The following is a 12,530-nucleotide window of genomic DNA, read 5'->3' on the forward strand; positions in this document are numbered from 1 at the left end:
TAGTTAGTTAACCGAATTGAATAAAAGAGCGCTGTTAACGCTTTTTTCGTTTACGTGCTCTTTTTTATTATTATTAGGATTATTTCATGAAAATTAAAACCCGTTTTGCACCAAGCCCAACCGGTTATTTACATGTTGGAGGAGCACGTACTGCGCTCTATTCTTGGCTTTATACCCGTCATGCACAAGGTGCATTTGTCTTGCGTATTGAAGATACTGATCTAGAGCGTTCAACGCCAGAAGCCATTGAAGCGATCATGGAGGGAATGAATTGGTTAGAATTATCATGGGATGAAGGTCCTTATTTCCAAACTAAACGTTTTGATCGCTATAATCAAGTGATTGATGAAATGCTCGCTAGAGGAACAGCTTATCGTTGCTATTGCTCAAAAGAACGCTTAGAAAAACTGCGTGAAGAGCAGATGGCGAAAGGCGAAAAAGCCCGTTATGATGGTCATTGTCGTTGTGATGAAGTCCAAAAACAACATAACCACAGTGAACCGCATGTTGTCCGTTTTGCCAATCCGATTGACGGTGTTGTCGTATTTAACGATTTAATCCGTGGCCCTATTGAGATTGCCAATAAAGAGCTTGATGATTTAATTATTCGACGAACAGACGGTTCACCAACTTACAATTTTTGTGTTGTGGTGGATGATTGGGATATGGAAATTACGCATGTGATTCGTGGTGAAGATCATATCAATAATACACCTCGTCAGATTAATATTCTCAAAGCATTAGGTGCACCGCTTCCTGAATATGGTCATGTATCCATGATTTTAGGGGATGACGGGCAAAAATTATCTAAACGTCATGGTGCGGTGAGTGTTATGCAATACCGTGATGATGGCTACTTACCGGAAGCTTTACTCAATTATTTAGTACGCTTAGGCTGGTCACATGGTGATCAAGAGATATTCTCCGTGCCTGAAATGATTAGTTATTTTACATTAGATGCAGTAAGCAAATCAGCTAGTGCGTTTAATACTGAAAAATTATTGTGGTTAAATCATCATTATATTAATCATTTAGATGCTGATTATGTCGCTCAACATTTAGTTTGGCATATGAATCATCAAGGCTATGATTTAACACAAGGACCGGATTTAATCACAATTATTAAATTGTTTGGTGAACGTTGTAAAACACTTAAAGAAATGGCGGAATCATGCCGTTATTGTTATCAAGATTTTGATGATTTTGATGCTGATGCCGCTAAAAAACATTTGCGCCCCGTAGCTAAAGAGCCGTTAGAACTCATCAAAGCTAAAATTGGTGCAATTGCTGATTTTGACTGGCAAATTGATAAAATTCATCATGCTATTGAAGCTACGGCGACTGAGCTTGATGTTGGAATGGGTAAAGTGGGGATGCCATTGCGTGTTGCAGTAACAGGAATTGGGCAATCGCCATCCGTGGATGCAACGGTATTTGCCATTGGCAAAAAACGAACATTATCTAGAATTGATAAAGCATTAGCTTATATCGCACAGCGAGAACAGTCACCAGTGTAATATTATTGCATTGCCGAGCAACACTCGGCAATAAACCTTGCTAAGTAGAGAGTTTATTTATGGCTCGCTTGAAAAAACGCTATTGGTTTTCATTTATTTTTATGCTGATTATTTCATTGCTAGGTCTGTTTGGATGGCATTATTGGTTGTCTTTTAAGCAAAAAAATCAGTTAACCTTAGATTGGCATGGCTTCAATATTGGTTTTGATGGGGTATCATTTGATACTTTTACCGTTTCTCAGCAATCACAATTATCCTTAACGGCAAAAAATTTGCATGTTTCGTGGTCAAATCTATCAGCAGAAAATGTAGATATCTATTGGCAGCCCGTTAACGCTAAAGTAGAGAAGATTAGCGATCATGGAGTTGATGGCGAGGCTGATCATCTTGATCGATCTGAATTTGATGCCTCATCTTTTTCATCAATGTTGTATTGGTTACCTAAAGCTATTCATATTCATTCGTTGCGATTTTATCAAAACAAAGTGCCTTTGTTTGATATCAAGCTAGATATGAATAAACAGCCACAAGCTATACAGCTTGAGTTATCCACCAATACCCAATATGCTGCAAAGTTATCGACTGTTTTACAATTTAATGAAGCCGATTCCCGTATTGAGATTCAACATGGCATGTTAACGACCTCATTAGCTCAATTTGGCATACAAAATGGCGATTTATCCTTACCGTTTAAAGGATCGATAACTCAAAAACAGCTTACACTAACCAATTTGGATAATGCGTCATTTAGCTTAAAAAAAGCGAATGTTTCGGAAGATTTCATTGTTAATGATCTAAGAGGAAATATCCGCTTTCAAGTTCAGTCATCGCTTCCATTTCAATTGAATCAAACCTCAGCGACAGGTCAATTAACGATTAGTGAGTTTAATGGTCTTTATAAAAATAGTGAGATTAAATCGGCAACAGGTAATATTAATCTTTCGGTTAACAACAATAATTTTACGCTTTCCACATCTGATTTACATATCCAAGAAATCAATCTTGGCATCAATTTTGAAAAAGTTAATGTTGCTGGCGCTTATTCGTCAACTTTAACTGCACCGACAAGAGGCGTCATTACATGGAAAAAATTACAAGCGAGGCTATTTTCTGGTCAGCTGTCGGTTGATAAAGGAAAATTGAATTTAACCAGATTGCCTCAACAAATTAATGTCAGATTAAAACAAATACAGTTAAAAGATGTGTTAGCCAAATATCCGGTTGAAGGGCTTGCCGGTAATGGGGCGATAGATGGCATCTTACCAATTACATTAAGCGAAGTTAAAAACAACAATGAGCTATCATATAAGTTGGTAATTAAAAATGGTCAACTAGTTTCAACTAATCAGGGTGAATTACAGTTTGAAAATTCAGCGCTAAAAGATTATGTAAAAAATAATCCAAATATGAAAATACTCACTGATATTCTTAAAAATTTTCATTATACTAAGCTATCAAGTAAAGTTGATTACGCTAATGATATTGCTAAGTTAGGTCTGACTATTCAAGGAAATAATTTAGATGTGCAAAATGGTAAAGCGGTGAATTTAAATATCACGCTTGAAGAAAATATCGCTAAATTAATGACCAGTTTACTCTTATCAGACCAAATTAGTGAACCGATTCGTAAACGAATTGAAGCACGATTGAAAAAAAATCATGATAAATGAAAGAGGCTATTTTTATGATACGGAATGTGATTGCAGTCATGGTAGTGAGTAGCGTATTAATGGGATGCTCACCGACGGTTAGAGTTCAGGCTCCCAATGAACCAATAAACATAAATCTAAATGTTAAAATAGACCATGAAATCAACATAAAGGTTGATAAAGCGTTAGACAATGTAATTAATAAATCTGGTTTATATTAATTATTTATTAAAGATTCACGGTTATATTTTGGTTGGCGTTGTCAAAAGTGAATTAAAAGTGTAAATCACTTTGGCGTTAATGAAATATAAAGTATTTATTAAAGGGGTTATTATGACTATTTATAAAAAGTTAACGATTGCATTATTAACAGCAGCTTTATCTTTACCCGTGTTTGCATTAAATTTAGATCAAGCGATTAACGCATTAAGTCAAGCAAAAGCAAGTGGTTTAGTGGGCGAACAAGAGGATGGCTATTTAGGTGTAGTTAAAAACGAAAGCAATGCAAGTGAAATAGCGCAACTCATTAATCAAGCGCGTAAACAAGAATATCAAAAAGTTTCTGCTGAAAGTAACGTTCCTTTGAACGAAGTTGAAGTGAGAGCAGGAACAAAAGCTCAGGAAAAAACACCTGCTGGACAATTTATAAAACAACAAGGTCAATGGAAAAGAAAGTGATGATGTCATAAAGTCGTTAAGTTCTTTTTGCAACGATAGGAAAAGTATCACGACTTGGGACTTTAATTGTTTATAAATAGTGTGTATGCTGTCTACCTTTATTATTTGCGCTTTAAGCTGGGTAAGAATAAAGGGCAAAGTAATTTAAAATAAAAAAATTTTTTCAAATTTTCATATAGTTATTTTTACGTACAAATAGTATCGCGTTTGCGATTTTAAGTGGAGAAAATCAATGTGTTCGATTTTAGGTATTCTTGATATTAAATCAGATCCGGAACAACTACGAACAAAAGCATTAGAACTATCAAGTCTACAGCGTCATCGTGGACCGGATTGGTCTGGTATTTTTGCTTCTGATAAAGCAATTCTTGCTCATGAACGTTTATCAATTGTAGATGTTAATACAGGATCTCAACCGCTTTATAATAAAGATAAAACTCTCGTTTTAGCGGTGAATGGCGAAATTTATAATCATCAAGAACTCCGAAATCAGTACAAAGATCGCTATGAATTCCAAACAGGTTCTGACTGTGAAGTTATCTTAGCGCTCTATCAAGAAAAAGGAATTGATTGTCTTGATGAACTACAAGGTATGTTTGCCTTTATTCTCTATGATATTAATAAAGGTACTTACTTTATTGGTCGTGATCACATTGGTATTATCCCAATGTATATGGGACACGACGAAAATGGTACATTCTATGTCGCCTCTGAGATGAAAGCGTTAGTCCCCGTTTGTAAAACGATTGAAGCTTTTCCTCCTGGATGCTATTTATCGAGCACTGAAGGTGAAATTAAAACCTACTATAAACGTGATTGGATGGATTACGAAAATGTCAAAGATAATAAAACAGACATTAATGCGCTTCGTATAGCATTGGAAGAGTCTGTTAAAAGCCATCTTATGTCAGATGTGCCTTATGGCGTTTTATTATCTGGTGGGCTTGATTCTTCCGTTATTTCGGCAATCACTAAAAAATTCTCAGCGCGTCGTGTTGAAGATCATGAAAAATCTGAAGCTTGGTGGCCACAACTGCATTCATTTGCAGTGGGTTTAAAAGGTGCGCCAGATCTTAAAGCAGCACAAGCGGTTGCCGATCATCTTGGTACCGTTCACCACGAAATTAACTTTACTATTCAAGAAGGTATTGATGCCATCCGTGATGTCATTTATTTTATTGAAACTTATGATGTCACAACTATCCGTGCTTCTACGCCAATGTATTTAATGGCAAGAAAAATTAAAGCAATGGGTATTAAAATGGTGTTATCTGGTGAAGGTGCTGACGAAGTATTTGGTGGTTACCTCTATTTCCATAAAGCGCCAAATGCTAAAGAGTTCCATGAAGAAACGGTGCGAAAATTAGCCGCGTTACACATGTATGATTGTGCACGTGCTAATAAAGCGATGGCGGCATGGGGCGTTGAAGCTCGTGTTCCATTCCTTGATAAGAAATTCTTAGATGTGGCAATGCGCCTTAATCCGAAAGATAAAATGTGTGGTAGTAACGGAAAAATGGAAAAACACATTGTTCGTGAAGCATTTGAATCTTATTTACCTGCGTCTGTGGTTTGGCGTCAAAAAGAGCAATTCTCTGATGGTGTTGGTTATAGTTGGATCGATACTTTAAAAGAGATCGCAGAAAGCAAAATCACGGATCAACAATTGGAAAATGCAAAATTCCGCTTCCCTTATAATACGCCAACGTCGAAAGAAGCTTACATGTACCGAGAAATTTTTGATGAGCTATTCCCCGTTGAAAGTGCAGCACATTGTGTGCCGGGTGGTCCAACTGTTGCTTGTTCTACAGCAAAAGCGATTGAATGGGATGAGTCATTCAAAAATCTTAATGATCCATCAGGTCGTGCGGCAGTAGGTGTACATAATGATGCTTATAAAAAATAAGCGTTAAATGTTGTTATTCATTGATATAAAAAAACGGGGAAATTACCCCGTTTTTTATTGCTCTCATCACTTGTTTTAATAACAGCGACAATTAGTGAGCAGCGCCTTTAGGTGCACCAATTGGTAAAATAGTGCGTCCGTATTGTTCGTTAAGTACTTCAGCCATTGCTAAATAAATCGCACTTGCACCACAAATAATCCCTTCAAAGCCTGCGATATGAATGATGCTGTGATTACCAGAAATATTACCAATTGCTAATAAAGCAAACAGGACAGTTAAACTAGCAAAAACAAATTGTAATACTCGATTACCTTTTAACGTACCGATAAACATGAATGCGGTGAAAATCCCCCATAATGCGAGGAAGATACCAACAAAGGTTGCATCGGTTGGTGCTGTTGCTGGGGAGGTTGGTAAATACCAAATGCCAACAAGCGCAATCCAAAAGAAACCATATGAAGTAAACGCTGTTGTCCCAAAAGTGTTACCTTTGCGAAATTCTAAAATTCCAGCGATCACTTGTGCTAGTCCACCATAAAAAATACCCATAGATACGATTGCTGTCATCACAGGGAAAAATCCCGCATTATGAATATTCAATAAAATGGTTGTCATACCAAATCCCATTAGTCCTAGTGGACCTGGATTTGCAAGTTTAGTTTGTTCCATAAGGATCCTATAAAATGTGTCTTAATAAAAAAAGAGCGGCAATAATAAGTGTAGAAAACTTTATAATCAAGATTTATGCAAAAATAATTTTTCATTCCCCCCCTTGATATTAATAATAATGTTCCCATCTATGTGGAAACACTAACATTTCTTTGACTAAATTAAAGACTTGAAAATCACAATTTCAGTCTTATATATAAGAAATAAAATACAGGTTTTGAGGAGAAAAGATTATGGGTAAAATTATTGGTATCGATTTAGGTACAACAAATTCATGTGTTGCAGTAATGGATAATGGTCAAGCTAAAGTTTTAGAAAATGCTGAAGGCGACCGTACAACCCCGTCGATTATTGCTTACACACAAGATGGTGAAATTTTAGTTGGTCAACCAGCAAAACGTCAGGCAGTAACAAATCCACAAAATACATTATTTGCCATTAAACGTTTAATTGGTCGTCGTTATGAAGATGCTGAAGTACAACGTGATGTGGGTATTATGCCATATAAAATTGTTAAAGCTGATAACGGCGATGCATGGGTAGATGTAAAAGGTCAAAAAATTGCGCCACCACAAATTTCTGCTGAAGTACTAAAGAAAATGAAGAAAACTGCAGAAGATTATCTTGGTGAGCCAGTAACAGAAGCGGTTATTACCGTTCCAGCTTACTTTAATGATGCTCAACGTCAAGCAACTAAAGATGCGGGTCGTATTGCTGGTTTAGATGTTAAACGTATTATCAACGAACCAACAGCTGCTGCATTAGCGTATGGTTTAGATAAAGATGTCGGTAACCGCACAATTGCAGTCTATGACCTTGGTGGTGGTACATTTGATATTTCAATTATCGAAATTGATGATGTCGATGGCGAAAAAACTTTCGAAGTATTAGCAACTAATGGTGATACTCACTTAGGTGGTGAAGATTTTGACTCTCGTTTAATTAACTATTTAGTTGATGAATTTAAACGTGAACAAGGTTTCGATCTTAAAAATGATCCACTTGCAATGCAACGTTTAAAAGAAGCTGCAGAGAAAGCAAAAATCGAATTGTCATCAGCGCAACAAACGGATATCAACTTACCTTATATCACAGCTGATGCATCAGGCCCTAAACATTTAAATATCAAAGTGACACGCGCTAAACTTGAATCTTTAGTCGAAGATTTAGTTAAACGCTCTATGGAACCAGTGAAAACAGCATTAAAAGATGCAGGTCTTACTGTTTCTGATATTAAAGATGTGATTTTAGTTGGTGGTCAAACCCGTATGCCAATGGTACAAAAAGCCGTTGCAGACTTCTTTGGCAAAGAACCTCGTAAAGACGTTAACCCTGACGAAGCAGTAGCAGTAGGTGCTGCGGTACAAGGTGGTGTATTAGGTGGTGATGTTAAAGATGTATTATTACTTGACGTTACACCATTGTCTTTAGGTATCGAAACGATGGGTGGTGTAATGACTACCTTAATTGAGAAAAATACGACTATTCCAACTAAACATAGTCAAGTGTTCTCAACGGCTGAAGACAATCAATCTGCGGTAACGATTCATGTATTACAAGGTGAGCGTAAACGTGCTGGTGATAATAAATCACTAGGTCAATTTAACCTTGATGGTATTCAAGCTGCACCACGTGGTATGCCACAAATTGAAGTGACCTTTGATATTGATGCCGATGGTATCTTACATGTATCAGCAAAAGATAAAAATACTGGTCGTGAACAAAACATTACCATTAAAGCTTCTTCAGGTTTAAGTGAAGAAGAAATCCAAAAAATGGTCAATGATGCGGAAGCGAATGCTGAAGCTGACCGTAAGTTTGAAGAGTTAGCACAAGTACGTAACCAAGCAGATCACCTTGTTCACTCAACTCGTAAACAAGTGACTGATGCAGGCGATCAATTATCTGCTGATGATAAAAAAGCGATTGAAGATGCGGTAACTGCATTAGAAAATGCTGCTCGTGGTGAAGATAAAGCTGAAATTGAAGCTAAAATCAATGCGTTAATGGAAGCATCAAAAAAATTACTTGAATTAGCTCAACAACAAGCTCAAGCAGATCAATCTGCAGGTCAAGCAAATAATGGTAGCGCTTCGGCACAAGATGATGTTGTTGATGCTGACTTCAAAGAAGTTGATGATGATAAAAAATAATCGTTAACTAAAATGTTTTTTAATGAGTTATTTCAACGAGTTTTAGACATGTAACACATTAAACGGGCGCGAGGTAACTCAAGCCCGTTTAGTTGTTTATGCAATAAAAAATAAAGGTTAATTATGGCGAAGAAAGATTATTATGAAACATTAGGCGTGAGTAAAAGTGCCAGTGAAGCTGAGATAAAAAAAGCCTATAAACGCCTAGCCATGAAATATCATCCTGACAAAAATCAGGATAATAAAGCTGAAGCAGAAGCGAAATTCAAAGAAGTTAAGGAAGCTTATGAAGTATTAACCGATTCGCAGAAGAAAGCGGCTTATGATCAATATGGTCATGCAGCCTTTGAACAAGGGCATGGCGGCGCAGGCGGCGGTGGTTTTGGTGGCTTCGGTGGTTTTGGCGGAGGTTCTGCATTTGATGATATCTTTAGTGATTTCTTTGGTGGTGGTCGTGGACGTAGTCAAACTTCCTCACGCGGTGCGGATCTGCAATATAATATCTCGTTAACACTGGAAGAAGCTGCTGCAGGCGTCAGCAAAGAGATAAAAGTACCGACTTGGGTAACTTGTGATGTTTGTCACGGACAAGGAACTGAAAAAGCTTCAGATGTAATGACGTGTGAAACCTGTCATGGTGCAGGTGTTGTACAAATGCGACAAGGCTTTTTTGCTGTGCAGCAAGAGTGTCCAACCTGTCATGGTCGGGGTAAAGTAGTAAAAAATCCATGTAAAAAATGTCATGGTGAAGGACGAGTTCAGAAAACTAAAACGCTTTCTGTAACGATTCCTGCCGGAGTTGATACAGGTAGTCGTATTCGACTTTCTGGAGAAGGTGAAGCAGGTTTAAATGGCGCACCAGCTGGTGATTTATATGTTCAAATGCAAATTAAACCACATGCTATTTTTGAACGTGATGGTACTAACTTACATTGTGAAATTCCAATTAACATTGCTTTAGCATCGCTAGGTGGAGAAGTAGAAGTACCAACACTTAATGGTAAAGTCAGCTTAACTATCCCTGCTGAAACACAAACAGGTAAAGTGTTCCGCTTACGAGGTAAAGGCGTTAAATCGTTACGTGGAAGTTCAATTGGTGATCTTTATTGCCATGTGGTTGTTGAAACACCAGTTAATTTAACCAGTAAACAGAAGGAATTGCTTAAAGAGTTAGGTGAAAGTTTTAAAGCCGATAAAAGCTCTAAGCACAGTCCAAAAGAGAAAAGCTTTTTTGATAAAGTGAAGAAGTTTTTTGGCTAATAATTTTCAATAATGTACAAATGGCGAGGCAGAAAATTACCTCGCCATTTTTATTTATCTAGTTCATATCAATAAACCCTCATTCTTAAATGTTTTTTTGTTAATTTTTGACAGCTAAATTTTGTGCAATATTTTGTATCAAATGTAGATAATCGATATTGTTCAAGCTTAAATTGATGTAGTATATTGAATTACATATTATTTTTATTTGTATATAATTTTAATAAATTTTATCTATAGGATTTTTTTATGTTTTTTAAAAAACTTTGGCAAAAATTGCGACCACAAAATGTAGTCATTCCTCAACAATCAACACCAGATGATAACCTCAAAATAGCTATTCAATCCTTTTGGAATGAAGTTAAACAGTCAGAACAGTCTCTTAGTGAATTGCAACCTTTAGATTTAATAGAAAAGCTCAATAACTTGTTAAGTGAAAACCAATTAGACGTTATTGCCGAAATTATGGGGGGAGAGGTAAAAAAACATAAAATTATTTTTACTGCCGAAGGTAAAATTGAACATTTTGAACTAGTAGTAGAAATTGTTAAATTAGCACCTAATTTAGATCTATTTGAAATCGAGGCATTTCGTCAACGAGCTAATAAAATTTCTGATCTTGAAATAAATTTTAATGGTACTTCTTTTTCATTGGGGGCATCAGATTTATTGATTCAATATCATGAAGATCATCGTAAAATTTCTTTGGATTTAATGTTTGCTAAACCAATCGCCAAAGATCAAATAAATTATGCACAAACATTAGCTTTAGTTATTTTGAATCATCTTTTAGGGGAATACGACTTAGCTATAAAAGTGCAATCAATTAATTTTGTCGACACAATGCCTGATTCTAATAGTATTACGGCTGAAGAGTTTGCTAAACGTTTTGATAATATCTGGAAAAATGATTTAAAACACACCGGTGTTTTTCCTATTTCTGAAAGTGAAGATCAATTGTTTGTATTCGAATTGGCAAGTAAAGATGATCCTGATGATACGACCTTAGTGCAGCGTAACGAAACGGCTAATGCATTGGCTTGTGATATTAATTATGGTTATGGACTTAATCTGAGTATAAAGCTAGATTGTAAAGAGACCTTATCGTTGGTTTACGATATAGAAGATGCTATTAGCGCCGCTTTCCGTGAAAATAAGAAAGGCATTCATGCCCAAAATTCTTTACACCAAGCAACAAGAACAATGCTTTGGTATGTAGAAGATAAACATTTTGCTACTCAAATAATTCAAAATATATTAAATCAATATCAAGATCTATCAGTAAAAATTGACTGTGAGTTTGATCCTGCTTGGATGGAGTATTTAGCTTGGGTAGACTAGTTTAGAACAAAGTAATTTGTTTTTCGTAAAAATAAACCCAGCATAAGCTGGGTTTTAATCATTCGATAATAAACTAAAATTACATTTTAGTTGTGAATGTACGAGCGATAACGTCGCGTTGTTGTTCTGCTGTTAATGAGTTGAAACGTACCGCATAACCAGAAACACGAATAGTTAATTGTGGATATTTTTCTGGGTGTTGTACGGCATCTTCTAGTGTTTCACGACGAAGTACGTTAACATTTAAATGTTGTCCACCTTCAACTTTGATAGTTGGTGCAATATCTAAAGGAATTTCACGATATTCAAACTGACCAAGTTCAGCTGTTGGAATAACTTGATCTTCTTTATATACTGATTTAGCTGCGACACAACGCGCTTCATTAGTTGAGTCATCTAATAACCAAAAAGAATTAAGAAGTGCTGAGTTGTCAGCTTTAGTAATTTGGATACCTGTAATCATTTTAAAACCTCCTATGAGCGTTATTGCCCCTAAAATATTAGGGTTAATATAACACTTATATAATTTGATTAAAGTCAAAAAAAGCTATTAATACGATAAGCTGTACCTTTTATTTAACTTTTAGAGCACTATAGGTTATGATGAGTAAAAATGAGAATTTCTCAGCAAGATATATTCAGTAATTTTTACGGCGTGGACAAACTATGACAACACAATTAACATGGCATGATGTTATTGGTACTGAAAAAGACAAACCTTATTTTCAAAAAATCATGCAATTTGTTACCGCTGAGCGTAATAGCGGTAAAATCATTTATCCTCCTCAACACGATGTATTTAATGCATTTCGTTTTACTGCTTTTAATGACATCAAAGTTGTCATTTTAGGTCAAGATCCTTATCATGGACCGAATCAAGCACATGGACTTTCCTTTTCCGTGTTACCGGGAGTTAAACCTCCTCCTTCGTTATTAAATATTTATAAAGAGTTATCTACCGATATTCCTGGTTTTCAAATCCCTTCTCATGGTTATTTAGCATCTTGGGGGACTCAAGGGGTACTTTTGCTTAATACGGTATTAACGGTGGAAGCTGGTCAAGCTCATTCACATGCCAAAATAGGTTGGGAGACTTTTACCGATAATGTTATAGCGGCTATAGACAAACATCTTGAGGGAGTGGTGTTTCTGTTATGGGGATCACCTGCGCAAAAAAAAGGACAATTTATTAATCGGCAAAAACATCATGTATTAACTTCTGTGCATCCTTCACCTTTATCTGCCCATCGTGGATTTTTAGGTTGTAAACATTTTTCCAAAGCTAATGATCTTATTATGCAACAAGGTAAAGCAGCTATTGACTGGCAACCTAAATTACCTTGAAATTAGACATAA

The 12,530-nt window shown here is 36.1% G+C and carries 11 protein-coding genes; 9 read left to right on the forward strand and 2 right to left on the reverse strand.

Features of this window, described 5'->3' with window-relative positions; genetic code table 11:
* Nucleotides 1–86 precede the first annotated feature (86 nt).
* The 5 genes from gltX (at nucleotide 87) to asnB (ending at nucleotide 5,750) form a co-directional block, all read left to right on the forward strand.
* The gene (gltX, locus tag GYM75_RS00460) at nucleotides 87–1,517 is read left to right on the forward strand and encodes a glutamate--tRNA ligase (protein ID WP_220216272.1); all 1,431 of its coding nucleotides are present in this window, start codon (nucleotides 87–89) and stop codon (nucleotides 1,515–1,517) included.
* Between the two features lie 59 nt (nucleotides 1,518–1,576).
* Nucleotides 1,577–3,187, forward strand: a complete 1,611-nt coding sequence (locus tag GYM75_RS00465) for a YdbH domain-containing protein (RefSeq protein WP_220216273.1) — start codon at nucleotides 1,577–1,579, stop codon at nucleotides 3,185–3,187.
* Between the two features lie 14 nt (nucleotides 3,188–3,201).
* Nucleotides 3,202–3,387 carry a YnbE family lipoprotein gene (locus tag GYM75_RS00470; RefSeq protein WP_065558684.1) on the forward strand — a complete coding sequence of 62 codons (186 nt, stop codon included), beginning with the start codon at nucleotides 3,202–3,204 and terminating at the stop codon, nucleotides 3,385–3,387.
* 112 nt (nucleotides 3,388–3,499) lie between these two features.
* On the forward strand, nucleotides 3,500–3,844 hold the full coding sequence (locus GYM75_RS00475; protein ID WP_220216274.1) for a YdbL family protein: 345 nt from the start codon (nucleotides 3,500–3,502) through the stop codon (nucleotides 3,842–3,844).
* A gap of 232 nt (nucleotides 3,845–4,076) precedes the next feature.
* On the forward strand, nucleotides 4,077–5,750 hold the full coding sequence (gene asnB, locus GYM75_RS00480) for an asparagine synthase B (RefSeq protein ID WP_220216275.1): 1,674 nt from the start codon (nucleotides 4,077–4,079) through the stop codon (nucleotides 5,748–5,750).
* Nucleotides 5,751–5,841: 91 nt separating this feature from the next.
* On the opposite strand, the gene satP is transcribed toward asnB, so the two are convergent.
* Nucleotides 5,842–6,420 (reverse strand): acetate uptake transporter, encoded by a 579-nt coding sequence (gene satP, locus GYM75_RS00485; RefSeq protein ID WP_065558513.1) that lies wholly within the window; start codon nucleotides 6,418–6,420, stop codon nucleotides 5,842–5,844.
* Between the two features lie 233 nt (nucleotides 6,421–6,653).
* On the opposite strand from satP, the gene dnaK reads away from it, so the two are divergent.
* The 3 genes from dnaK to GYM75_RS00500 all read left to right on the forward strand — a co-directional run bounded on the left by dnaK (nucleotide 6,654) and on the right by GYM75_RS00500 (nucleotide 11,174).
* Nucleotides 6,654–8,573, forward strand: coding sequence for a molecular chaperone DnaK (gene dnaK / locus GYM75_RS00490; protein ID WP_065558514.1), 1,920 nt, complete (start codon nucleotides 6,654–6,656; stop codon nucleotides 8,571–8,573).
* Nucleotides 8,574–8,696: 123 nt separating this feature from the next.
* Nucleotides 8,697–9,833 carry a molecular chaperone DnaJ gene (gene dnaJ / locus GYM75_RS00495; RefSeq protein ID WP_220216276.1) on the forward strand — a complete coding sequence of 379 codons (1,137 nt, stop codon included), beginning with the start codon at nucleotides 8,697–8,699 and terminating at the stop codon, nucleotides 9,831–9,833.
* Nucleotides 9,834–10,082: 249 nt separating this feature from the next.
* Nucleotides 10,083–11,174, forward strand: a complete 1,092-nt coding sequence (locus GYM75_RS00500) for a DUF695 domain-containing protein (RefSeq protein WP_220216277.1) — start codon at nucleotides 10,083–10,085, stop codon at nucleotides 11,172–11,174.
* 79 nt (nucleotides 11,175–11,253) lie between these two features.
* Here the strand turns inward: GYM75_RS00500 and grcA are convergent, their stop codons facing one another.
* Entirely contained in the window at nucleotides 11,254–11,637 is a 384-nt protein-coding gene (gene grcA, locus GYM75_RS00505; protein WP_220216278.1) for an autonomous glycyl radical cofactor GrcA, read from the reverse strand.
* Between the two features lie 203 nt (nucleotides 11,638–11,840).
* Here grcA and ung point away from each other — a divergent pair, with 203 nt between their 5' ends.
* Nucleotides 11,841–12,518 carry a uracil-DNA glycosylase gene (gene ung / locus GYM75_RS00510; RefSeq protein ID WP_220216279.1) on the forward strand — a complete coding sequence of 226 codons (678 nt, stop codon included), beginning with the start codon at nucleotides 11,841–11,843 and terminating at the stop codon, nucleotides 12,516–12,518.
* Nucleotides 12,519–12,530 lie beyond the last annotated feature (12 nt).

This window comes from Gilliamella sp. ESL0441, from assembly GCF_019469185.1.
Taxonomy (GTDB): domain Bacteria; phylum Pseudomonadota; class Gammaproteobacteria; order Enterobacterales; family Orbaceae; genus Gilliamella.